The organism is Pedobacter jeongneungensis (assembly GCF_000633455.1).
Taxonomy (GTDB): domain Bacteria; phylum Bacteroidota; class Bacteroidia; order Sphingobacteriales; family Sphingobacteriaceae; genus Pedobacter; species Pedobacter jeongneungensis_A.
This window is the reverse complement of the sequence record NZ_AYMG01000007.1, coordinates 1-24651: the sequence shown is the minus strand read 5'-3', so window position 1 is coordinate 24651 and position 24651 is coordinate 1. Positions and strand designations below refer to the sequence as shown.

16 protein-coding genes are annotated in these 24651 nt (G+C 39.4%); 9 read left to right on the top strand and 7 right to left on the bottom strand.

Features of this window, described 5'->3' with window-relative positions; all coding sequences use genetic code 11:
• Positions 1-131 precede the first annotated feature (131 nt).
• The gene (locus U859_RS0105885) at positions 132-4175 is read left to right on the top strand and encodes a hybrid sensor histidine kinase/response regulator transcription factor (protein WP_025142497.1); all 4044 of its coding nucleotides are present in this window, start codon (positions 132-134) and stop codon (positions 4173-4175) included.
• Between the two features lie 16 nt (positions 4176-4191).
• On the opposite strand, the gene U859_RS0105880 is transcribed toward U859_RS0105885, so the two are convergent.
• Positions 4192-5352: a hypothetical protein gene (locus U859_RS0105880; protein ID WP_025142496.1), complete on the bottom strand. Its 1161-nt coding sequence runs from the start codon at positions 5350-5352 to the stop codon at positions 4192-4194.
• Between the two features lie 98 nt (positions 5353-5450).
• Between U859_RS0105880 and U859_RS0105870 the strand changes: the two genes are divergently transcribed.
• Positions 5451-6098 carry a helix-turn-helix transcriptional regulator gene (locus tag U859_RS0105870; RefSeq protein ID WP_025142495.1) on the top strand — a complete coding sequence of 216 codons (648 nt, stop codon included), beginning with the start codon at positions 5451-5453 and terminating at the stop codon, positions 6096-6098.
• Between the two features lie 111 nt (positions 6099-6209).
• Here U859_RS0105870 and U859_RS0105865 read toward each other — a convergent pair whose 3' ends face one another.
• On the bottom strand, positions 6210-7733 hold the full coding sequence (locus U859_RS0105865; RefSeq protein WP_025142494.1) for a RagB/SusD family nutrient uptake outer membrane protein: 1524 nt from the start codon (positions 7731-7733) through the stop codon (positions 6210-6212).
• A gap of 32 nt (positions 7734-7765) precedes the next feature.
• Complete coding sequence (locus U859_RS0105860; protein WP_025142493.1) at positions 7766-11038, bottom strand: SusC/RagA family TonB-linked outer membrane protein; 3273 nt, start codon at positions 11036-11038, stop codon at positions 7766-7768.
• A gap of 325 nt (positions 11039-11363) precedes the next feature.
• On the opposite strand from U859_RS0105860, the gene U859_RS0105855 reads away from it, so the two are divergent.
• Both U859_RS0105855 and msrA read left to right on the top strand, forming a co-directional pair.
• Positions 11364-11735 carry a hypothetical protein gene (locus U859_RS0105855; protein ID WP_025142492.1) on the top strand — a complete coding sequence of 124 codons (372 nt, stop codon included), beginning with the start codon at positions 11364-11366 and terminating at the stop codon, positions 11733-11735.
• A gap of 509 nt (positions 11736-12244) precedes the next feature.
• Positions 12245-12733, top strand: a complete 489-nt coding sequence (gene msrA / locus U859_RS0105850) for a peptide-methionine (S)-S-oxide reductase MsrA (protein ID WP_025142491.1) — start codon at positions 12245-12247, stop codon at positions 12731-12733.
• A 461-nt stretch (positions 12734-13194) separates the two neighbouring features.
• Here the strand turns inward: msrA and U859_RS0105840 are convergent, their stop codons facing one another.
• Positions 13195-15636: a bifunctional YncE family protein/alkaline phosphatase family protein gene (locus tag U859_RS0105840; protein WP_025142489.1), complete on the bottom strand. Its 2442-nt coding sequence runs from the start codon at positions 15634-15636 to the stop codon at positions 13195-13197.
• A 13-nt stretch (positions 15637-15649) separates the two neighbouring features.
• On the bottom strand, positions 15650-16495 hold the full coding sequence (locus U859_RS0105835) for a metallophosphoesterase family protein (protein WP_025142488.1): 846 nt from the start codon (positions 16493-16495) through the stop codon (positions 15650-15652).
• 190 nt (positions 16496-16685) lie between these two features.
• On the opposite strand from U859_RS0105835, the gene U859_RS0105830 reads away from it, so the two are divergent.
• Positions 16686-17126 (top strand): hypothetical protein, encoded by a 441-nt coding sequence (locus U859_RS0105830; RefSeq protein WP_025142487.1) that lies wholly within the window; start codon positions 16686-16688, stop codon positions 17124-17126.
• A gap of 4 nt (positions 17127-17130) precedes the next feature.
• Positions 17131-18453 carry a peptidoglycan DD-metalloendopeptidase family protein gene (locus U859_RS0105825; protein WP_025142486.1) on the top strand — a complete coding sequence of 441 codons (1323 nt, stop codon included), beginning with the start codon at positions 17131-17133 and terminating at the stop codon, positions 18451-18453.
• Here the strand turns inward: U859_RS0105825 and U859_RS0105820 are convergent.
• A complete protein-coding gene (locus U859_RS0105820) occupies positions 18443-19096 on the bottom strand; it encodes a LysE family transporter (protein WP_025142485.1) in 654 nt (217 codons plus the stop codon). The genes U859_RS0105825 and U859_RS0105820 overlap by 11 nt on opposite strands.
• Before the next feature lie 8 nt (positions 19097-19104).
• Positions 19105-21918, bottom strand: a complete 2814-nt coding sequence (uvrA, locus tag U859_RS0105815; RefSeq protein ID WP_025142484.1) for an excinuclease ABC subunit UvrA — start codon at positions 21916-21918, stop codon at positions 19105-19107.
• Between the two features lie 258 nt (positions 21919-22176).
• On the opposite strand from uvrA, the gene U859_RS0105810 reads away from it, so the two are divergent.
• From U859_RS0105810 to U859_RS0105800, 3 genes are all read left to right on the top strand, one after another.
• On the top strand, positions 22177-22761 hold the full coding sequence (locus U859_RS0105810; protein WP_025142483.1) for an RNA polymerase sigma factor: 585 nt from the start codon (positions 22177-22179) through the stop codon (positions 22759-22761).
• An 88-nt stretch (positions 22762-22849) separates the two neighbouring features.
• The gene (locus U859_RS0105805) at positions 22850-23044 is read left to right on the top strand and encodes a hypothetical protein (RefSeq protein WP_025142482.1); all 195 of its coding nucleotides are present in this window, start codon (positions 22850-22852) and stop codon (positions 23042-23044) included.
• A 350-nt stretch (positions 23045-23394) separates the two neighbouring features.
• Positions 23395-24579 carry an MFS transporter gene (locus U859_RS0105800; RefSeq protein ID WP_025142481.1) on the top strand — a complete coding sequence of 395 codons (1185 nt, stop codon included), beginning with the start codon at positions 23395-23397 and terminating at the stop codon, positions 24577-24579.
• Positions 24580-24651 lie beyond the last annotated feature (72 nt).

The following is a 24651-nucleotide window of genomic DNA, read 5'->3' as shown; positions in this document are numbered from 1 at the left end:
ACAGTATTAAAATGGGCAAATAAGAAGATAAAATGTTAAAATTGCCAGCATTAAAGGCATCTGGTTCTTATAACGGAAACATTTTGTACTTTTAATAGGTAGAAGCTAACCATTCCCCATTTTTCACCAACATGAAATCCCTGCTCACATGTACATTAGTATTTTTTATCGCTTTATGTCATGCCCAGAATAAATACGCTTTTAAACATCTTAATGTTGAAAACGGGCTCTCTCAAAGTTCGGTATTATCAATTGCCCAGGATGGTAAAGGCTTTATGTGGTTTGGTACGCGTTTTGGGTTAAACAAATACGATTCGCAATTTTTTAAGGTATATAACCATCAAAACGGCAACCCAAAAAGCATCAGCTTTTCATCATACCTTTCAACAATTTTAGCCTTAAAGGATGGTACTTTGCTAATAGGAACATCGGATGGCCTAAATAAATACAATGAAGCCGGCGATAATTTTGACTGTTACAGGCATAACGACAAAGCGCCTAACAGCATTAGTGCCTCTGTAATAAACTGCATTTTTCAGGACAAACAAAACCGTGTTTGGGTAGGTACCAACAATGGTCTAAATCTTCTCTCCAAAAAAGAAAAATATACATTTAAACGTTTTTTCTATCAGAAAAAGCGACCTCTTAAAATCTATACGATTACTGAAGATCATTACGGGGCATTGTGGTTAAGCACCTCTAACGGCTTAATGCGCATGGTTTTTAAAGCTGGAAAAAACTACTTAACTTATTTTAAGCAGTTTAGTGAGGCACTTAATAAAGCGATTGATAACCACATTACCAGCATGGTAGAAGATCGCGAAAACAACCTTTGGATTGCCACCAAACAAACCGGTGTAAGTAAACTAAACCTAAGTACCAAAAACATTACGACCTATAAATATTCAAGCCTTAACCCAAGTGGAATCAGTAGCAATAACATCCGGAAAATTATACTCGACCGGGAGGGAAAACTGTGGATCGGAAGTTTACATGGCATTAACATTTACGATCCCGCTACCAAAAGCTTCAGCACCTTACAAAATGAACCTGAAATCCCTTCCAGTTTAAGCCAGAACTCTGTTTACGATATCTATCAGGACCGGCAGGGAATTATCTGGGTGGGTACCTATTATGGAGCCATCAACATGGTTTATCCAAATTATACGCCATTTAAAGTTTACCGGAGCACTACTTCAGCAAATGGTTTAAGCAGCAACGTAATCAGCTCGATTATGGAAGATCAGGATCAAAATCTGTGGATCGGTACTGAAGGCGAGGGGCTGAATTATTACGACAGGAAAAACAATACCTTCATCCGCTACAAATATAACCCTAACAACCCGAAAAGCTTAAGTGCAAACCTGGTTAAAGCCGTAATAAGAGATAAAAAAAACAGGATTTGGGTGGGTACCCATTATGGAGGGCTGAATCTTTTTCAACCAGAAACGAAAACTTTTGTAAGGTACACGAGTAGTAAAAACGACACCTCCTCACTAAGTAGTGACGAAATTACCTCTGTTTTTGAAGACAGTTACGGCCGTTTTTGGGTAGGGACCAACGGTGGGCTTAACAGCTTTAATCCATCAACAGGGAAATTTATCCGCAATCGCTTAAACGGACTTACTGACGCTGTACTGAACATTTTCGAAGACACAAAAAGAAATCTATGGGTGGCCACCAATTCAGGACTGTACCAACTTAAAAAAGATTCGTCCAGATTTATTGGTCGTGTGGCCGCAGCGCCTGAAATTTTAAAATATAACGAGATCAGCTGTTTAGCCGAAGATAAAGATGGATATTTATTAATCGGTACCCTGCGCAATGGGTTATTTAGATTTGATGCAGCGCACCATCGTTACATGAGAACCACTGCGGCAGATGGCTTACCCAGCAACAACATTATGGGAATTTTGGAAGACGATTTCAGGAACCTGTGGATTACAACCGATAAAGGTTTGTGCAAGTATAACCCGAAACAGAAAACCTTTAAAACCTACAACACCAAAGATGGTCTGCCCGGAAATGAATTTAATTATAAATCGTTCCTGAAAGATAGTAAGGGAGCTTTTTTCTTTGGCGGACTAAGTGGAATGGTGAGCTTTTTCCCAAATGAAATCAAAGAAAATAAAAACACCCCTCCCGTTATATTTACCGGGTTAAAGCTATTTAATAAAACTGTAAACTTAAATGATGAAGATAGCCCACTTAAGCAGAACATCAGCACCCTTAAATCGATCACATTTGCAGCCGACCAAAACGTATTTTCAATTGATTTTACCTTACTAAACTTCATTAAAGCAGATAAAAATCATTATGCCTACAAGCTTGATGGCTTCGAAAAAAACTGGAACTATGTGGATGTTCCTTCTGCCAGCTATACCAACCTTTCTCCTGGGAATTATACCTTAATGGTTAAAGGCACCAATAATGATGGGCTTTGGACAGATACCGCCAGTACCATACAGATTAAGGTATTACCGCCATTTTACAGAACCTGGTGGGCATACCTCGTCTATTTCTGTGTTTTTGCAGGCATATCCATTGTATTTGTCCGTTATTTATTGATCAGGGTTGTACTCAAAACAGAAAAAGAAGTTAACGAGCACAAACTTGAGTTTTTCACTAATATTTCACACGAAATCCGTACTCCTTTAACACTGATTGTTGGTCCTTTGGATAAACTGATCGAAAATGCAAAAGACGATCCAGCGCTGAACAGAGACCTACAACCTATTAAAAATAATGCCGATCGGTTAATGAATCTCGTTACCGAACTGCTTGATTTTAGAAAAGCCGAAAGTGGCAAAATGACTTTACACGTAAGTCCGGGTGATATTATAAAATTCTGCAGGGAAATATTTCTGGCCTTTCAGAACATGGCGATCTCCAAAAACATTAATTATGTTTTCGAAACCGTACAGCCCGAAATCGAACTTTATTTTGATAAAGTACAGATGGAAAAAGTATTGTTTAATTTGTTATCAAATGCATTCAAGTTTACCCCTAATCATGGAAAAATAAGTTTAAAAATCTACGCAGAAAATCAAAACATTAACATCCAGATCAGCGATAATGGAAAAGGGATTCCTTTAGAAAACCAGGCCAACCTATTTACCAATTTTTACCAGGCCAATGCAGGCTCAACCATCGGCACGGGTTTAGGATTATCCCTGTCGAAAAGTATTGTCGAACTGCACCATGGTGAAATCGCTTTCAGCAGTATACCACAAAACGAAGGAACAGTTGGCGCAACCAGCTTTACGGTAAGCCTTAAAACCGGAAAAGCGCATTTCAATCCCTCAGATTTAATCTCCGATTATGTTTATTACGACGATGCAGCCAATTATAATATTCGCCCTACAGCAGTTGCCGCCCCCCCAACTGAAGAATACGAACAGCCGTTAACAACAAAAAAAGAGAAAAAAAGCATTTTATTGGTAGAAGATAATGAAGATGTAAGGGCTTTTATTAAAAATGCCTTGAATGATCAATACAGTATTTATGAAAGTGAAAACGGCGCTACCGGTTTAGCCAGTGCATTGGAACTCATTCCCGACCTGATTATCAGTGATGTAATGATGCCCGTAATGGATGGCCTTGAATTATGCCGGAAATTGAAAACAGATGAAAGTACGAGCCATATTCCGGTTGTGTTGTTAACCGCCCGATCGGCTTATGTACATCAGATTAATGGTTTTGAAAATGGTGCCGATGCCTACATCATGAAACCTTTTAACCTGAAAATTCTCGAACTGAACATCCAGAACTTGTTAAGCGCACGCGAAACCATTAAACAAAAATTTGCGCAGGTAATTACATTAGAACCTAAAAACCTGGTGATCAATACCACCGAGCAAAACTTCCTGAATAAAATTATACAGGTAATTGAAGACCGTATCGCCGATCCAGATTTTGATGTACCCACCCTATCGGCAGAGATCGGGATGAGCCAGCCTGTGCTTTATAAAAAAATCAGGGCATTAACTGATCTTTCAGTAAACGATTTCATTAAATCGCTCCGGATAAAAAGGGCTGCACAACTGCTTAAACAGGGAACGGGTAATATTGCCGAAATTGCTTATGCGGTAGGTTTTAGCGATAGGAAATATTTTAGCTCGGAGTTTAAAAAGCACTTTGGTAAAACACCAAGCGAGTTTATGGGTGATGGTTAATAAGTCGCGGTAGTGGCTACTCTGTGTAAACAATCCAGTTCTCCTCTTCCTCCTCCAAATGAGAATCATTAACAACCAGAAAAAATGCTTCCATAATCATCTGCATATTTTCATATTGTTCAAAAAGGTATTCCTTATCCATTAATTTGATGCTGGTTTTGGCGCTAAAGGCAGCGTACAGCCACTCTAAAAGGCCCAAACGTAATTGTTTAATTTTTTCGGGCACAAAAAACCCTTCGATAAACAAATAAGGATTTTTAACATGATGTGGTGGCAAAGTATTCACCTCGCATATTTGGGTTTCATAGGCTTGAACAGCAGCATAATCAGACGTTTCGACGATATATTTTTTATAGATCAGTTTTTTTGCTGCAATAATATAACCCGCATTAAGCAATTGCGTAAACTGGTTATAAAAGAAAAAGTAATTCGAACCATTATTTACATGGCTTTCTTTTGCCAGGGCGATTTTATACCAGTTTTTAAGATAAGTTTTGTGCCCGGCAAGATTATCCAAGGTAAAAAAATGCTCAATTACTGCAAATGGATTTTGGAAAAGATCATGATCAAAAGCCAGAGGTGATGTACTTTCAAACACCGCTAAATGATAATACCGGTCAATACTTTTAAAACTGTTTTTAGTAATGATCCTTTCATGGATTAACCAACAGGCTTCCAGCATTTTCTTTGTATTGCCGTATACCTCATAAATATAGGCATCCCATTCCTGATCGAGTGTATTTTCTAAACCTGCAAGCAACCATTCTTTATAGGCAATTTTATAACTATGTGATTGAAAGAATAAAAACATCTCCAGAAAAATCAGTTTAGGATTTTGCATCTCCCCTTTGCTCAACAATTTCGGACTATAATCAAGTAGAACCGATTCCCGTTCCAAACTGCTTTCATCGGCAGTAATGGCCTTTACAAAATCAGTATCTGCTTCGCTATGGTTAAAAATCAGGTCAGAATATTCGAAAAGCGGCAATAGTTTTTCGTAAAAACGTAACAGCTGTGCCGGATGCTTCTGAGGCGAATAATCATATTCGTTCTGTGGTGGATTTAACCAGTTTTTTAAAAACTGTAAATTGCTGTTGATACTACCCAAAGTAAAAAAGCTTTCAATGGCATTAATGAAACTCACGGTTTCTTTTTTAAAATGATATACTCCTTCCATTGCTTATATTTTTAAATGATTATATTAGCTAACGAATTTAGCAAAAAAAATTAAGTTAAACTAAATATTTTACATATAACTTACTAACATTTTATTTTATGAACGAAAATCAACGCTTAAAAAAACTAATGGATTTATTGGGATTTAAATCCCAAAAAGATTTTGCGGTGGCGTTGAATATCAAACAGGGCTCTTTGTCGGATATTTTAAGAGAAAGAATCAAAGTATCCAATGCCATTAAAGATAAACTGGAACTTAAATTCGACGTAAATTTAATATGGTTTGAAAACGGAACGGGTGAGCCGTTCTTTAAAAAGAAACCGGGCGTTAGCGAAAGCAAGGAGGGGGTTCCATATTTCGATATGAGTTTATCGGATGCTAAAGATCTGATTGTACAGGAAGATCGGGCAGAGTACCTGGTAAATTACCTTCCTTTTAACGATTGTACGGCCTATTTACCTGTTTATGGCGACAGTATGTACCCGAAATATGCAGCGGGTGAAATTATTGCCATTAAAGAAATTATCAATTTAGAAATCCTGCAATGGGGTGAAGCTTATGTGGTTATGACAGATGAGGAAAGCAATAGTTTGCGCACCATAAAACTGATTTTTCAGCATCCTGATCATTCCAAACTAATCCTGCGTTCATCAAACCCTAATTTTACCGGCGATACGGTGATCAGCAAGAAAAACATAGAATCGCTTTACATTATCAAAGGGAAAATTACCCGGAATATTATTTAATGAATTTGGGTTAATTGTTGAAACTGGTTAATTGTTAATCGCAAACTGCCAATTGAAAATTACTTTTATAAAAAAGAAGCCAGGTTTTGAAAAACTGGCTTCTTTAAATTATTAATACCCCGGATTCTGGTACATTTTAACCGGATCTAATTTTACTTCATCAAAAGGAATTGGAAAATACCTGTCTTTAGTGGTAAAATTGCTCAACTTTGCGTTACCAAAATTAGATTGAGATTTAGTGCGGAAATAGGCTACAAGCTCATCGGTAGTAAAAAAACGCAACAAATCGAACCATCTTTGGTGCTCAAAGGCAAGTTCTACCCTACGTTCGTGCAAAATAGCCAGTTTAAGTGTTGGGTATTTTGTATTGTAATTGGCATCTGTACGTGCAACAGCATACAAAGGTACACCGGCCCTCGCCCTCACCATATCTAAATACTGAATCGCCACCCCATCATTGCCCTGCAGCATATTTACTTCAGCAAGCATTAAAATAATATCGGCATAACGCATCAGCGGGCAGTTATTGCCACCATAACCATTAACTCCGGCAGCATCACTTGCATCGCGGTATTTGGTTACAAACCAGTCCAACACCCTGTTATCGGCTGCATATTTAATGGAAAAATCTTTTCTTGGGTCGCCGGTTTCATAATCCAGTACCAAATCGGGCGTTACATTGCCTACAACGCCAGTAGGTGCTTTTTTTGAGTTAATGGTTTCGCCAAAAGGTTGGTTATCAGCCGCAATGCTCGATGCATAGTTTATATTGCCCTGATAGTTTACAATTTCAAATATAACTTCCGGATTGCTGCTTTTCTTTGCCACATCGAACACATCGGCATAAGGTATGCTCGCCAATGTACCAAAATTTTTCATGTTGTAAGCTGCCATTAAATACGTATTCGCATTGCCAAGGTTATCTGCTTTTCCATTTTCGAAAGTAGTGGCCATGGTTAAATACACCTGTCCTAATAAGCCGTTTATAGCAGCTTTTGATACCCGGCCCAAACCCGCTCCTGTTTGAAGGTTAGGCAATGTGCTGCTTAAGGCATCTTTCAAATCAGCAACAATCTGGGCATAGACTGTTGCCTGCGGTTGGCGTGACGTATTAGCCAATACTTCTTCGCTACTGGTTAACTGTTTGGTTACCAAAGGCACATCGCCCCATTTCCTAACCAAATGAAAGTACATTAAAGCCCTGATAAATTTGGCTTCGGCCAAATATTGCCCTTTTACATCCTGGCTTGGGAAACTTACTTTATCAATATTAGAAGTAACTACATTACACCTGCTAATGGTTTGGTACAAACTTCCCCAATGGCCTTTTAAATAACTGTTACTCGGCAGAATGCTAAAATTCCCAAACTGGAAAGGCTCTCCGGCATTCGACTGGTTATCGTTGGTACCTGTATCATCCGAACGCTGATCGGTATACAGGCCACTGCCTTCGCCAATATTACTCCCACTCCTTAGCGATTGGTAAATACCGTTAACGGCAAGCTGTACATCGTTAGGTGAAGCAAAAAACTGATCAACAGTTACTGCATTGGGACTTTTTTGATCAAGAAAATCTTTTTTACAGGCCGACAGTGAAATCAGGCCTACAAAAACTATGAATATATTTTTTCTCATTTTGATATATTTTAATGATGATTTAAGGTGGATTAAAAAGTTAATTTAACACCTAAATTGTACGCTCTGGCCAATGGATAATTGCCATAATCAACACCAGGGGTTAAGTTTGCACCACCGTTGTAATCAACCTCCGGGTTATATCCTTTATAATCGGTAATCGTAAATGCATTGTCTACGCTACCAAAAACCCTGATATTTTCTACATGCAGGTGCTTAGCTAAGGTTTTAGGGAAGTTATAGCCCAAAGTGATATTGGTACACCTTAAATAAGAACCATCCTGAAGATAGAATGACGATAAACGTGTACTGTTGCTTTGTGTACCTGCTCGAGATGCACGGTAATTTAAACCACTACCCGGGTTGGCCTCGTTTCTATATCGGTCGGCTACTTCTACGTACTGGTTACCCGATCCCTCAAAATTGTACAGGTAGTAATCTTGTCCGTCTAATACCTGATTTCCATATGATCCGTTAAAAGAAGCCCTGATATCGAAAGCCTTATAACTTGCATTTACTGCGAAACCATAGGTAAAATCAGGATACGGGCTTCCGATGATTTTTTTGTCTGCATCGTTTACAATTCCATCACCATTGGTATCTTCGAAATAAAGATCACCCACTTTCTGACTGTTCGATTGTGCTGCCGAAGGGGCTACTTTACCCACCAGCTCTGGTGTTACCCTGCCCAAAACTTTAAACCCGTAAAACATACCGATAGGCTGTCCTTCCTGAGTAACGTGCGTAATGTACTGCCTTTCTGCACCAAAACTGTAAATGGTACTGTTACCACCCAGATCGAGTACTTTATTTTTGTTTAAGGCAATGTTACCGCTCAAGCCTAAAGTGAAATCATTAGTGTTGATAATGCGGCCATCCAATTGTAAATCGAAACCTGTATTTCTTACTTTACTGTTTTTTAAGTTAGTTAAGATGGTAGAAGTACCTGAAATGGCCGAAATTGGCTGATTAAACAATAAATTGTACGATAAACTGTAGTAATAATTGGCAATTACCGATAAACGTCCGTTAAAGAAACTTAAATCAGTACCAAGATTATATTGTGAAGTAGATTCCCATCCCAGGCTCTGGTCTTTGATGTTACCTGCCCAAACTGCAGTGGAGATAGAGTTGCCCGGACCAAAAATAGTTCCACCAGGTGTGCTCATGGTTTGGGTATGGTTGTAATCGCCAATGTTGTTATTTCCGCTTAGTCCCCAGCTTGCCCTTAATTTAACAGCAGAACCTTTTCCTAAAAATTCGTTATACCAGTCTTCCTGCGATAAATTCCAGCCTGCAGCAACGGATGGGAAAACGCCCCATTTGTTTTTAGGGCCAAACCTCGACGATCCATCGGTTCGGAACGATCCGGTTAAGAAATATTTTCCATCGTAATTATAGCTTAAACGGCCAAAATAAGAAAGAAGCGTAGTAACTGTTTTAACTGCTGAGTTTAATACAAAATCGGTATTTAATGCGCCTTTATCAGATATTTCACCAATCCTGTCGCTGGTAAATCCGGTTGCTGTTACCCTTACCAGATCGGTATTGGTTTGCTGTGCAGAATATCCACCCAATACATCCAGGCTGTGTTTGCCAATTTTTTTATTATAATTTAAGGTAAATTCGGCAAGCTTATCAACTGTTGTATAGTTCTGTGCCACTGCATTTGCCGCAGCCAATGATGAAGCCGAATATGGCGCGTTACCACCACCGTTACTTAAACTACCAGGACGGTAATAATCGTATTTTTCACTATAGTTTTGCGCCCCCAGATTAGCCTTAAATGTTAAACCATCTAAAATATCATAGGTAGCATAAGCATTGTAGTTGTTGCGGTTACCCAAACGGTTAATTTTCATTTCGGTTACGGTAGCCAATGGATTTTCCAATCCCTGGTAACCAAACTCGTTAGCCAATGCAGACATGCCATATTTAGCCGGATTGCCATTGGCATCATAAGCAGGGAGATAAGGCAAATAAAGCAGTGCCGACATCATCGGACTGAAACGGCCTTCGCCAACTTCTTTATTATTGGTTTGCGTTAAAGCAATATTTGCACCCACTTTTAAACGTTTGCTCACCTGTCCTTCAATATTTGTACGGAAGTTTAAAGATCTCATGGCTGTATTGGTTACAATACCGTCCTGATCCTGATACCCGCCGCTTACAAAGTATTTAATATCTTTATTTCCGCCAGAGAATGAAAGGTTGTGGCGTTGAAAAAATGCATTTCTGTACAGTACATCCTGCCAATCGGTATTATTTGCAGGAGCAATAGCTGTTTGTGTGGCAAAATTGTAAATATCGGTCGGAATACTTACCGATGAACCATTACCTACATTTTTTGTACGGGTAGCATTATTATCCGAAAACATGGAGTCGTTCCAGGTTATTTTGCCGCCGTTAACCACTAAATCTTTATAAGCATTATTACGTCCGTCAATCATCAACTGAATAAACTGTCCCGCATCTAATAATTTTACTTTTTTGGCCAGTTGTGTCATACCCGCCTGAACATCATATTCAAAACGTCCTTTTCCGTCTTTACCTTTTTTGGTAGTAATCATTACCACACCACCCGATGCCCTTGACCCATAAATGGCCGCTGAAGCCGCATCTTTTAAAATGTCGATGGTTTCTATGTCCTCAGGATTGATAAAGACGTTGTTTCCTGAAGGATAGCCATCAATTACATAAAGAGGGTCGGAACTGGCATTAATCGAGCCTACACCCCTAACACGTATTTTTGTACTTGCATAAGGCGCACCTGTAGTTTGCGAAACCTGCACACCCGCAACCTTACCAACCAAAGCCTGGCCAACCGTTGGCGAGCTTAAATTCATTTCACTGGCCTTAACGCTGCTGATGGCACCCGTTACATCAGATTTCCTGATTTTCTGGTAACCAATAGCCACCACCTCATTTAAAGTATTGCTGCTTTCTTTTAAAATGATATTGATATTTTGGCGGCCATTAACCACCACTTCCTGGTTATCGTAACCGATGTACGAAAATACCAGAACAGTGCCTTCATCAACACTGATCGAATATTTACCATTTATATCGGTAACCGTTGTTTTTTTGGTCTTTTTGTCAAATACACTTACACCCGGTAAAGGTTGGTTATTTTGGTCGGTAACCGTTCCACTTACCGAAGCAAATGCTTTATGGTGCGACCCCGGAGTAAACACACCGTGGTTTATTGCTATTGCTTCTGAATTACAGATGACCAGTAACCCTAAAGGCAAAAGCAATTTCCTGCAGGTATTTTTTATACCTGTGGCTAAAAAAAATGATGTCATCTTTTTGTTCTTAGTAATGGTTTTGAAATATAATTGGGATTTGTTTTTTTAAGTAGAAACGTAGATTTCACATTTACATAGGCTTATCCTTTTTTAAGGTTAACAGGTTAATTTATGGAGCGCTCTACGGCGACAAAAGTATAAGTGTACTTTTAACACTATGTATCCATAATGTTAACTCTATATACTAATAATTGCAGATACTTTAAATTAACATTAACCAATTTTATATATAAGCTAAATCGATTTAATAACTTTTAAAACATAACAACCTGTTAATGTTTCTTTAACGGTTGAACTTAAAATTTGCTGCTAAAATTTTTCAATGAAACCCCTTTATTATTGCCTTTTACTCTGCCTGTGTTGTAAAGGCATATCTGCACAGAATTTACCTTGTCAGTCTTACCAGTTAATCAAGACCAGAAATGAGGTACAATACAAAAATTATTACCTGCTTACCCTATTTCAGCAGCTGCCCGAGTTGCGTAAAATGCTTGCACCCGATACGGCATTACAAAATATGTTGAAATCAAAAACAAGACAGGTAAATGAATCCTTAAAAAACTGTAGGACCGAAATTCCTTGTTATGCTAAAGCGTTAAAATTTTCTACAGCAGAAATCGCAAATATTAGTAACCGAATGGCAGCCATTTATTCCGAAAATAATCCGTTGGGAAAATTTGAGTTTGGCGGCTAGCGCCATGCGTGTGGCGATCATCCCAACAATAAAACAATTTCACAATGACGCCATAACTCAGGGAATATCTAAATTCAATCTATCGGTCGGTGTCTCACCGATCGAAATAGAACATTTGTTAAAATTATGAAATGAGCGACCTGTGGTTCTTGGCCGTTATTAGTACCGCCATTCGCTAATTCAAATAAAGGATCGGTGTTCGCTCTTATCGGATTTTAAGGACAAAAGTTTGTGCACCTTACAACCCTACAAATGTAATGCTGCTGTGGCCACCTAGCCCCGGTTGAAGCGTTATCCCGAAGTTTCGGGACAGCAACGAGGTATCCCGAACTTTCGGGAAAGCGTAAAGCGAAAAACGGGAAGAAAATTCTTGTTTAGCACAGGCCTTGCGATCCAAATATCAGCTATGTATTTATTTTGCTTAACTTATACAACTAAACAGCATCCTTCTTTACTTTCCTTTTACACATCTTCGCCGTATCTTTATTAATCAAAAAAAGGAAAGATATATGAATACTGAAAAAGCCATTCTTGCAGGCGGTTGTTTTTGGGGAGTAGAAGAGTTGCTCCGTCATTACCCTGGAGTAATCTCTACTGTTGTGGGATATACTGGTGGTGATGTACCTCATGCAACCTACCGGAACCATGGTACACATGCTGAAGGCATAGAAGTTGTTTTTGACCCCACTATTTTATCATACCGTAAATTACTTGAATATTTTTTCCAGATCCACGATCCAAGCACCCGCAACAGACAGGGAAATGATATCGGCACCTCTTACCGTTCTGCCATTTTTTACAATAGCGAAGAACAAAAAGAAACGGCAAACTCATTAATTACAGAGTTAGATGAATCAGGCAAATGGCCCGGAAAAATTGTTACAGAGGTAGTTCCTGAAACTGATTTCTGGAACGCCGAAGAAGAACACCAGGATTATTTACAGAAAAACCCTTACGGTTATACCTGCCATTTCGAAAGACCAGACTGGAAATTGTAAGTAAAATCGTTATTACTGCGTAAAAATCAGGAGAATCATTTTCATTTTCTGGAAATCAGATACAGTAGCATTTCTGTTCATCCTGTCCTGCTGTTCGCTTAATTCCGATGAAATCGGGACCGCTGCCATCAGGTTTAGGTGGCACGGCAAGTAATGCTATCCGGGGCTGCAGGATGTTGAAATACGATATCTCTGCATCATGCTGATCAGCCCTGAATAGTAGCAAGATATTACCCATTTTAAACCTGATCCGATAGCTATCGGATGCAGCGGTAGCTCCCGATTTTTTTCTAATCGGGACTACAAGCAAAAAGCAGGACTAACATAAAAATAAGCACAGGAATTGCTTTTCTAAAAAACGGCAATATACCGCCCGATTAATAATGATAAACAAAGAGGCAATTTTCTAACCGAAAATTGCCTCTTTGTTGTTTATAGTTAGTGTGGGAAATGATTGACAATTAATCATCATCATCCTTTTTCTTTTTTTCTAAAATTACGAATGCGCTTCGCTTAGGCGCAGGCATTACCGATTGTTCGCCTTTAACCGACTTCCAGACTACCTCATTCAGATCTAAATCCGGAGCTGCATCTTCTTTAACAAAGTTGAACAGTTCAGAACGTTTACTGCTCTCGTTCACTGCTACATTCCGCGTATCCAAATCGATAAGAGGCTGCAACACAGAATAAGGTGTAAAATCGGGCGTAGCGGTAAAACATTCGTATAAAGGCATTGCAGCAGCATCATACTGGCTCATGGGCGGCAGGCCCAAAATAAGTTCCATCGTTCTCAGAAACCCTGAAGTAGAATACATGGTATGAACAGGGGTATTCCTTTTTACATAAGGACCAACCACATACGCTGGCGAACGGTGTGCATCAACATGGTCAGGACCATTTTGTGCATCATCTTCCAGAATAAACACAACCGACTCTTTCCAGATTTTACTATGTGATAAATGTTCCAAAATGCGGCCTACGGCTAAATCGTTATCAGCAACCGCAGCCTGCGGCGAATATTTTCCTTTTTTTTGCCCGCTGGTATGGTCGTTCGAAATTCTTAAAGTGCTAAACTGAGGCACAACACCGGCCACCAGTAGCGAATCGAAATCGTGCTGCCAGGCATCTACCCTCACCTGATCTTTAATGTCCATATCGAAACCCGGTGAAGCCGCACACATATGGCCCTGCAGCAATTTGATATTCGCTTTACCATAATCGCCAAACTCACCATAACTGCGGTAGCTTACGCCTGCCCGCTGACAGTAATCCCAGATAAAACCTCCTTTTGGATAGGTAACCGGCCGGCCCCCTTCGAAAGTTGTGCTGCCACCGCGTGCACCATAACTGGTTGGCCAGGTTTTTTCCACTACATCGGTGGCATAAGCGGCCATACTCCAATTGTGCCCATCAGCACTTACTTCTGCATCCACATAAAAATTATCGAGCAGCACATAGTTTTCGGCAAAAGCGTGCTGGTTAGGAGTGATTTTTCTTCCAAATAGCGTTAAAGTAGAGTCGCCGTTCCCTTTTGAAATATCGCCAAGTACCTGGTCGTAAGTTCTGTTTTCTTTGATGATATAAAAAACATGTTTCATAGGTGATTTTTCTCCTTGTTTGCGCGGAATAGGGTTTCCGGCTTCACCATCAGCAGTAACCGTACGTTTATCAGTAAAAGGTGTATTGGCATAAACCTGTTTAGTGTATATTTTTAATTGCTCTGGTTTTGGCGCATCTATAAAAGATAATGTCCCTTTAAACAATCCTGCTATATATTGCAACCTGCTATTAGCCGTACTTCCCATCTGGTAACCACTGTTATCTACCTTAGAAATTGGTTGTGGCCCCTGTGGATTGGCCATAGAAGTATTGCCTTTGCCATTGGTAACCAAAATTTTCGAACCCAATACCTTAACACTCGTTGGGTACCAACCTACCGGAATAAAACCCTGGCTCTGGCTTACCCCGGGCTTGCTTACATCAAAAACAGCCAAACAGTTATTATCCGCATTGGCAATGTACAAGGTTTTCTCATTGGCACTCAAAGCCAAACCATTGGTGGTAGAACCCGTTAACTGCGTGGCATAAAGCGTAGTGGCAATGGTTTCAATCACCTTATTGTTTAGTGTATTAATTACCGAAACGGTATTATCATTTGCATTGGCCACAAACAAAGTATTCCCTTTTTTATTGAGTAAAAGTTCGTTTGGATGATCGCCTACAGGGATGAGCCTTTCAATGTTTTCAGCAGCGAGATTGATCACTGCAACCGATTTTCCGCCCCAGAGGGAAACATACAGTTTACTTTCATCTGCGGCTAAAACACAACTATACGCAATTGCAGGTAATTGTATTTTTTTTAGGATTTTCTTTTCAACAGGGTTGATAATGTATAAACTACTATCTTCTTTAGTTACGGTAAATAATTTATTATTGTTTTTATTGACCACAATCCCCGCCGGACTGATTTTTCCTTTTGGCCAGATCGGCCCCAGTTTAATGGTATCGCTTTTGCCCAGTTTGTTGTTCTGGATGTTAAAATCCAAAATCCAGTTATCGTTACCACCTGAGGCATAAAGGTGTTTTTCATCTTTACTAAAAGCAATACCATACCACGATTTGCTCAAAACTTTTTCATCGATGATTTTTTCGGTTTTGGCATCAAGCAATTGAAGCGATTGGGTACTTTGTCCGTTATTGGTAATGGCCAGGTATTTGCCCGATGCGCTTAACTGCATATTTAAAGGCAGATCGCCCAATTGTAAGGAGTGACCCGCCGGACTCAGTTTCCACCCATTTGGTAATAAAATCTGTTGGGTGGCTTCGTTTTTACCAGGCAGCTGTGTAAATCCTTTTTGAATAAAAAGGAAACACAGGAATATTAAGAAGTATATTTTTTTCATTTCTAAACTACCATTAAAATTTCGTTTCGTTTAACAACGGCGAGCCGCTTGCATTTACCTGATAAGTCTGGATTTTATCGTTTTCATCCACTTCTACAATCCGGTAACCTTTATAAGCCGTACCCCAGTTTCCGCCAATGTGTGCATCGAAAAAATGCGGTAGTTTATCGGTATAAAAAACAGCATCAAGGCTATGGTCGTGACCATGAAAAACCGCCTTTACATTCGGATAACTATGCAAGAGCTTAATTGTATCCGGACATTCAACAAAGGGGCTCTCGGGAACCCAAGAATGAGGTGGAATATGTAACACAACAAAAACAGTTTTCAGATTTTTAAATTTGTCAAGTTCCTGCTTTAAAAAATCGTTGTTCGGACATAAATAGGTTCCTTTGGTATCAGAAGTATTGGCCAGAACAAAACCTACCCCATTTTTTTCGAAAGAAAAATTATCCTCATAACCAAAAACCGATTTCCAAATCCTGGTGTCCGCGTGATCGTGGTTGCCTGGAATGGCGTAAAAAGGAACTTTGAGTTTGTCGTAATAATCCTTTTTCACTTCGGGCAATAAATCAGGACGATCATGAACCAGATCGCCATTTATGATGACAAAGTTTAGCGGATTGTTATCATGTGCTTCGTTTAACCACTTTACGATATTCGTATGGTTAAGTTTATATTCTGTTCCAGGTTGCCCGTAATGACCATCAGATGCAATGGCGAAACGCAATTTGGCAGCTTTACCAGATTTAGCAGAAACAGGATGCTGTTCATCGGCAAATGAGGATAGAACGGGCGAAATACTGGCCACAACCGCAGCAGCCAAACTATTTTTCAGGAAAAATCGTCTGTTAGACATAAGGATAAAATATGTTTGATATCAAAGTCCAATATTAGGGTGATCAAGCTTCTTAAATATAAATTTAATGTTATGATTAGGTTAACAGAACCTTATCTATGTATCAATTTTATAACAAATGTGCAATACTGAAAAAGGCAGAATATCTACCCCAGTAAAACAATTTACCTCTTGAAGGGATTATTCTATTATGAAACTACTTAAATCGTTACTCGCTGGCTTTGCAGGTGCTGCAGCCCTTAATATATTGCATGAAAGTGTTAAGCGGCTTGATCCTGATGCACCCAGAATTGATCTTTTGGGCGAACAGGCCCTGTCGAAATCGATGAACAGTTTAAACCTGGAAGCTCCTGATGGCAATAATCTCTATCTGGCTACACTCGCAGGTGATATTATAAGTAATGGTTTATATTATAGTGCCATCGGTTTAGGGGACAAAAAAAATATTTATTTGAAAGGTGCAATTGCAGGCCTTACCGCTGGTTTGGGTGCAATAAGCATCCCAGAAAAAGTTGGATTAGATGATACCCCGGTTACTAAAACAGATAAAACAAAGGTACTCACGGTGGCCTGGTACATTGTAGGCGGACTGGTAACGGCAGCAGTATTTAACCGCTTAAAAAGGGTTTAAAATAATGAAAACTTCGAGATCCATTCTATGGCTTTTTTCCATTGCATTTGCTACGGGTATACTTTCCTGCAAAACAGGATCTGTTAACCTGTTTAAGGCTGCTAGTCCACATGAGCAATATCAAAAAAAGTTAGTGAATGCAGGTCTGGATAAAACAGCAATGGGTTCAGCATGGCTAAATGCTGCTACGATTAGTACGCAAAAAGCATTAAACATTAATATTCCATACAGAGAGAACGGTTATTTTGCTGCGGACAAGGTTCCGGCGACTGCTTATAAATTCAATTTAACCAAAGGGCAAAAATTGAATATAAAGCTGAACAAAACTCCTTCGGTTGGTGCCTTGATATATATCGATGTATGGTATAGCACAGGTCAAACTCAAAAACTTATTGCCTCAGCAGATACTTTAAATAATCCAATTGTTTTCGATGTTGATGAAACGGGCACCTACCTGATCAGGCTTCAGCCAGAACTGTTGCAAAATGTGGCTTACGAATTAGAAATTACCACCGGCCCATCTCTTGCTTTCCCTATAAAATCAAAAAACACCAGCAGTATAAAAAGTTATTGGGGAGATGGCAGGGATAACAATGCGAGGAAACATGAAGGTGTAGACATTTTCGACAATTTCAGAACACCCGTTCTCGCGGTTTCGGAAGGAATGGTAACGCGGGTAAATGAAAATAACCTGGGAGGAAAAGTGATGTGGATGCGCCCAAAAGGTAAAAATTACACTTTGTATTATGCCCATCTGGATAAACAGATCGCCATTGAAGGACAGAAAGTAAAAATTGGAGATACTTTGGGCCTTATGGGAAACACGGGCAATGCCCGCAATACACCTACCCACTTACATTTCGGTATTTATGCCTTTAATGGGGCGGTTAACCCACTGCCTTTTATAGATCCCGTAACCAAAAACCCAGGTGCTGTTACGGCTCCAGGTACCAGGTTAAATAAAACATTAAGGACCACATCTGCCGTTAAAATGTTTTCTTCGCCACAAAGTGAAGCAACTGTTTTGGCAACGCTAAGTATGGGCACAGTTGTACAGGCAAATGCTGCAACAGGAAGTTATTACAAGGCAGAGCTGCCGGATGGAAGTATCGGTTTTATTCAAAGCAACAAACTTGTACCCGTAACTGAGCCAATAAAAAAGCTTAAAATAAATACACTCCAGCAAAAAGTTTATGATAAACCCGATAGTTTAGCAGCGATTAAAACGACTTTAAACGATGGGCAAACTGTAAGCCTTTTAGGTACTTTTGGCAATTATCAACTCATCGGCAGCGCTGGTGTAGAAACCGGCTGGATTACAAAATAATAATCAACTGTTTTACCACCATATATGCAGCCAGTGCGTATAAAAATATCGCTATTGATTTATTGATGATCAAACTGCTCAGTGCAAATTTCTCCTGGATATAAGTTGCAAAATGGGCATAAACATAAAGTGCTAAAGAAGAACCTACACCCGAGCCCAAACTAAATATTACTAGAGAAAGATAATCCGTTTGAATCCATTGGTGCAAAATCACATAGTTACCAAAAAACAACCAGAATGGGATCTGAACAGGGTTTAACACCCCTAAAATTAATCCATACAAAACGCTTCCACTGCGTTTATCATCTTTTTTACCACTTGTTTTAGGTACTTTTTTACGGTTTCTCCAGGTAATGGTACCCATCACCAAAAACATCACAATCATAAAGCAGTCAACCAGTGTGCTCAATCGCACTTCGCTTACCGCTTCGTTTGGATTGATATCGCTCATGGCCCACCTCGCGAAACGCATCATCCCGAAAGTGAAAAAGACTTCTACGCAAGAGAACGATAGGATAAAATACCAAACCTGGCGCATGCCCTTATTAATGGCCAGCTGCGCAACAGTTAAATTGATGTTGCCCGGGGGAATATACCCCATGGCATTGAGAACGATGCCGATGAAAAACGTTAGAAAAAGCATTGCCGAAATTATGGATTTAAATTTAAATGCGATGCTAAATATTTTCCGGTGTACGATTTTTCTACCTTAGCCAGGTCTTCGGGTATCCCTTCAAACACCATCTGACCGCCACCATCGCCACCTTCCGGGCCGATATCGATTACCCAATCAGCACATTTGATCATGTCCATATTGTGTTCAATCACTAAAATCGTATTTCCCTGTTCGATTAAGGTATTTAGCGCCTTTAACAGTTTTTTAATATCGTGGAAGTGCAAACCTGTAGTAGGTTCATCAAAAATAAACAGCGTTTTATTGGCATTGTTACCTTTAATCAGGAAAGAAGCCAGTTTAATACGCTGCGCCTCACCACCCGATAATGTGTTGGAAGATTGACCTAAATGCACGTAGCCCAAACCAACATCAACCAAAGGGTTTAATTTGTTGAGGATTTTTTGCTCATCCTTAAAAAACTCTACCGCCTCTTCAATGGTCATATCCAGAATTTCGGATACGTTTTTCTCTTTATAGGTAACATCTAATACCTGCTGTTTAAAACGTTTACCATTACAGGCTTCGCATGGCAGGTAAATATCGGCCATAAACTGCATTTCAATTTTCACTTCACCCTCGCCCTGGCAAACATCGCAGCGGCCACCCTCTACGTTAAAAGAGAAAGCAGCTGGTTTTAATCCCGCAGCTTTTGCCGATGCCAGTCCTGAAAACAAGGCACGGATATCATCCCAGGCTTTTACATAGGTAACCGGATTAGAACGGCTCGAACGTCCGATAGGATTCTGATCGACCATTTCTACCGCACTTACCAGATCGTAATTACCAAAAATACCATCGTAAGCTCCTGTTTGCTCACCAGCATAGTTTCCTATCGCTTTTTGTAATGCAGGATACAGGATTTTTTTAACCAGACTCGTTTTTCCGGAACCAGAAACACCACTTACCGCAGTAAAAACACCAAGCGGGAATTTCACATCGATATTCTGCAGGTTATTTTCCCTGGCACCTTTAATCAGGATATGGTCTTTCCATTTACGGCGTTGCTCTGGTATGGAAATTTTTTCCTCTCCAGACAAGTAACGACCAGTTAAACTATTTTTATCTTTTAAAATTTCTTCGTAATTACCACTGAAAACCAGGTTTCCACCATGTGTACCTGCTTCCGGACCGATATCAATAATATAATCGGCGGCACGCATCATTTCTTCTTCATGCTCTACCACAATAACCGTATTGCCTACATTACGGAGCGAAACCAATACCTCGATCAATTTATTTGTATCGCGTGGGTGTAAACCGATACTTGGTTCATCCAGTACGTAAATGGAACCTACCAGGCTACTTCCCAAAGAGGTAGCCAAATTGATCCTTTGCGATTCTCCACCAGATAAAGTATTTGATAAACGGTTGAGCGTAAGATAACCCAAACCCACATTATTTAAATAAAGGAAACGGTTATCAATTTCGGCCAATAAACGTTTGGCAATTTTGGTATCGTTTGCATTTAATTTCAGCTCATTAAAGAAAACCAAAGCTTTCGATAATGGCATTAAAACTACGTCAATAATGGATTTTTCAGCTATTTTAACATAAGAAGCATCTTTACGCAAACGCGAACCTTTACAATCCGGGCAGGTGGTTTTTCCACGGTAACGCGATAACATTACACGGTACTGTATTTTATAGGTTTGCTCTTCCAGTTCTTTAAAAAAAGCATCTAGTCCGGCAAAATATTTATTTCCTGTCCATAGTAACTGTTGTTCCTTTTCTGTTAGGGCGCTATATGGACGGTGGATCGGAAATTCGAATTTCGGAGCAGCTTTGATAAAATTCTGCAACCATACATTCATTTTTTCACCTCGCCACGGTGCAATGGCATTATCGTAAACACTTTTGCTCTTATCAGGAATCACAAGATCTTCGTCAATCCCAATTACATTTCCGTAACCCTCACAACGTTTACAGGCACCATAAGGATTATTGAAAGAGAAAAAGTTTGGTGTAGGTTCTTCAAATTTAATCCCATCCAGCTCAAAACGGTCGCTAAAATGTTTCGTAGTACCTTGTGCCTCTACATAACAATCGCCTTTACCTTCAAAAAAAGCGGTCTGTGCCGAATCGGCCAGGCGGCTTAAGGTTTCTTCTTCCTGGTTGGTTACAATACGGTCAATCAGGATCTGAACGGTTTTATCATCTGTAAGTTCTGCATCTTTAAAATCAGCATCATCCAGAACAGATTCAATTTTTTCTATTTTATCGTTAATCAATACCCGTAAAAAGCCTTTTTGTAATAAAATGGCCAGTTCTTCCTTAATTGTACGGTTATTGTGCGGGTACAGGGGACAAAAAATCGTTACCGTGGTATCTTCAGGCATCGCATTTACATAATCAACCACTGTGCTTACTGAATCCTTTTTTACCTCTTTGCCCGAGATCGGCGAAATGGTTTTCCCTATACGCGAAAAAAGCAATTTCAGGTAATCGTAAATTTCGGTAGAAGTACCAACAGTTGAGCGTGGGTTGGAAGTAATTACCTTTTGTTCGATGGCAATTGCCGGGGCAATACCTTTAATATAATCAACATCAGGCTTATTCATCCTGCCCATAAACTGGCGGGCATAAGAAGATAAACTTTCTACATACCTGCGTTGCCCCTCTGCATATAAAGTATCAAACGCAAGCGAAGATTTGCCTGAACCAGACATACCCGTAACCACCACAAGCTTATTCTTTGGAATGGCAACATCGATGTTTTTTAGGTTGTGCACGCGGGCACCTTTTATGATAATATTTTTATGCGGATCTTTTTCGGCCTCTTTTTTGCTCATGTATCGTAAAGAATATAATGTATAACCCCAGAATGTTGTTAGGGTTTTAAGAACATACAAAAATAGGGTACTGAGACGGTTAATTTATTTTTTAACATTTTATTTTTTGTTTTTTGATAAAAAAATAACTTTCTTTGAATATTAACAACCTCAAAACCAAACTAACACATTCAAAAAACATAGGAGAAGAGCTATAGAAATTAAACATCTACAAATTAATTTTTGGCAAATAGTAAGGGATTTAGTGTAGGTAAACCTATGAATTTACAATCATATAACGATCAGGACCTGGTAAAGGTATATATTACCGGGAACGAGAATGGATTGCAGGAACTTTTAAGAAGACATAAAAGTAAAATTTATACCTCTATCTACTTATTGGTTAAGGACCAATATCTGGCGGAGGATATTTTTCAGGATGCTTTTATAAAAGTAATTAATACCCTGCGATCAGGAAGATATAACGAAGAAGGTAAGTTTTTACCTTGGGTAATGCGTATTGCGCATAATTTGGTTATAGATTATTTCAGAAAAGAAAAAAGAACTCCCATCATCACCAGTTCTGATGGAATGGATGTCTTCAATATGCTACAGTTTTATGATGAGAGCGCGGAAGACAGAATGCTCCGCGACCAGACCCATAAAGATTTAAAAGCAATGATTCATTTGTTGCCTGATGAGCAGAAAGAAGTGCTTCTAATGCGTCATTATGCCGATTTAAGCTTTAAAGAGATTGCTGATTTAACCGATGTGAGCATCAATACTGCCTTGGGCCGTATGCGTTATGCATTGAGCAATCTTCGTAAAATGCTCAAGACGAAGGAGATGACCTATAAAGGGTAGCAAAAATGTTACATATTTTTTTTTAGGGGTTGAAATAAAGCATCTGAACAATCGTTAAGTTTATAAAACTTATCACATTCAGTTGCTTATGACAAAAACCTCTACATCAAAAAACAATGTAAATTTACCTACACCTAACATGTTTCAGCTTAAAACTGATATTGAATCTGACGCAGAAATCGACTTATTTTATGATCAAATAAAAGGTAAGTTAGATAGACTGGCTACAAATCCTCAAGATGAAACCATCAACAAGATTTTAGCTTACAGCAGAGCAAAGTAGTAAATTTTACACGAGCCAAAAAAGCTTGTTTCACGAGGTGGGACAAGCTTTTTTTTTGTACAAAAAGTTCATTAGCAATTGGTTCATTTGTTTTTGCAAAATGGCAGACCAGATGGTTCATTACTTTCATTGCAAATTACCTAAGCAATAAAGACATGATTATTTAGCCATCAGCCCTGAACAATCCAACCATCAAACAATTCAACAATAAACAAGCATCTAACAATTTATCGCTGCCCTCACCCATCTTCCATCCAACATCTCCCCTCCTATAAATGTCCTAATTTTTACAATCACCTATAACAAAAAGCCCTACCTTTGCATAGTGTAATTTTAACACTAAGGGCGCTATGAACAAGAACTTACTTCCACTCACTTTAGGCGGTTTAGGCATCGGGATCACAGAATTTGTGATGATGGGCCTATTGCCTGATATCTCGAAAGATTTAGCAGTAACCATCCCACAAGCCGGTCATTTAATTTCAGCTTATGCATTGGGCGTGGTAATCGGTGCTCCTTTGTTGATTATGATTGCAGGTAAATATCCACCAAAAATGATATTGATCGCTTTAATGATCATGTTTACCGTTTTCAATGCTTTCTCTGCTTTTGCCCCAACTTTTAATACTTTGTTTATCGCCAGATTGCTTTCAGGTTTACCGCATGGTGCATTTTTTGGTGTAGGTTCGGTAGTAGCCAGTAGAATCGCCGAAAAGGGTAAAGCTGCACAAGCTGTGTCATTAATGTTTATGGGTTTAACCATTGCCAATATTGTAGGCGTACCATTGGGCACTTTTATTGGTCACAATTTCTCATGGCGTATATCATTTGCTGTGGTGGTATTTGTGGGTCTGGTAACCTTATTAAGTTTAAAATTATGGCTGCCCGCTTTAGAAGCGACAAAAAACCGTGATTTAAAAGCCGAATTAAGTTTCTTCAAAAAACGTGACGCCTGGATCATCATTTTTATGATCTCCATCGGAACTGGCGGATTGTTCACCTGGTATAGCTATATCGCCCCGCTAATGACAGAAGTTGCAGGTTTTTCGTCAAATGCTGTAACCTATATTTTAATGTTGGCAGGTATGGGCATGATGTTCGGCAATTACATCGGCGGACGTTTGGCAGATAAATTCTCACCAGCAAAAGCATCTGCAGCATTATTGCTCACCATGGTAGTTACCCTAACCATCGTACACTTCGTATCTGCAAGTCAGCCGCTGGCTTTAATTATGACTTTTATTACCGGCGCGGTCGCATTCTCTTTGGCTGCCCCTATCCAGATGTTGATGATTCAGAGTGCCAAAGGCTCCGAAATGCTGGCAGCCTCAGCAAGTCAGGCGAGTTTTAATATCGGTAATGCTTTAGGTGCTTTCTTCGGCGGACTTCCATTGGTTTACGGTTTTGATTATACTTCTCCGGCTTACGTGGGTGCAGCAATGGCATTGGTTGGTGCTTTCTTTGCATTTTGGTTAATTAAAAGCAATCAAGGCGTAACGGAAGAAGTTAAAGTGTCGGTTACTTCCTTTCATTAATTCCCTTTTATTTTTTTGAAAAACCAAGGTAAGTGCAGGTAAAAATGTGCAGTCCTGCTCATATCTTTATAT

Coding starts and splice junctions, on each gene's coding strand:
- U859_RS0105825 (WP_025142486.1), top strand. CDS start 17,131: ATGAAAACTTCGAGATCCATTCTATGGCTTTTTTCCATTGCATTTGCT.
- U859_RS0105860 (WP_025142493.1), bottom strand. CDS start 11,038: ATGACATCATTTTTTTTAGCCACAGGTATAAAAAATACCTGCAGGAAA.
- U859_RS0105880 (WP_025142496.1), bottom strand. CDS start 5,352: ATGGAAGGAGTATATCATTTTAAAAAAGAAACCGTGAGTTTCATTAAT.
- U859_RS0105820 (WP_025142485.1), bottom strand. CDS start 19,096: ATGCTTTTTCTAACGTTTTTCATCGGCATCGTTCTCAATGCCATGGGG.
- U859_RS0105830 (WP_025142487.1), top strand. CDS start 16,686: ATGAAACTACTTAAATCGTTACTCGCTGGCTTTGCAGGTGCTGCAGCC.
- U859_RS0105865 (WP_025142494.1), bottom strand. CDS start 7,733: ATGAGAAAAAATATATTCATAGTTTTTGTAGGCCTGATTTCACTGTCG.
- U859_RS0105870 (WP_025142495.1), top strand. CDS start 5,451: ATGAACGAAAATCAACGCTTAAAAAAACTAATGGATTTATTGGGATTT.
- U859_RS0105835 (WP_025142488.1), bottom strand. CDS start 16,495: ATGTCTAACAGACGATTTTTCCTGAAAAATAGTTTGGCTGCTGCGGTT.
- U859_RS0105805 (WP_025142482.1), top strand. CDS start 22,850: ATGACAAAAACCTCTACATCAAAAAACAATGTAAATTTACCTACACCT.
- U859_RS0105810 (WP_025142483.1), top strand. CDS start 22,177: ATGAATTTACAATCATATAACGATCAGGACCTGGTAAAGGTATATATT.
- msrA (WP_025142491.1), top strand. CDS start 12,245: ATGAATACTGAAAAAGCCATTCTTGCAGGCGGTTGTTTTTGGGGAGTA.
- U859_RS0105840 (WP_025142489.1), bottom strand. CDS start 15,636: ATGAAAAAAATATACTTCTTAATATTCCTGTGTTTCCTTTTTATTCAA.
- uvrA (WP_025142484.1), bottom strand. CDS start 21,918: ATGAGCAAAAAAGAGGCCGAAAAAGATCCGCATAAAAATATTATCATA.
- U859_RS0105885 (WP_025142497.1), top strand. CDS start 132: ATGAAATCCCTGCTCACATGTACATTAGTATTTTTTATCGCTTTATGT.
- U859_RS0105800 (WP_025142481.1), top strand. CDS start 23,395: ATGAACAAGAACTTACTTCCACTCACTTTAGGCGGTTTAGGCATCGGG.
- U859_RS0105855 (WP_025142492.1), top strand. CDS start 11,364: ATGAAACCCCTTTATTATTGCCTTTTACTCTGCCTGTGTTGTAAAGGC.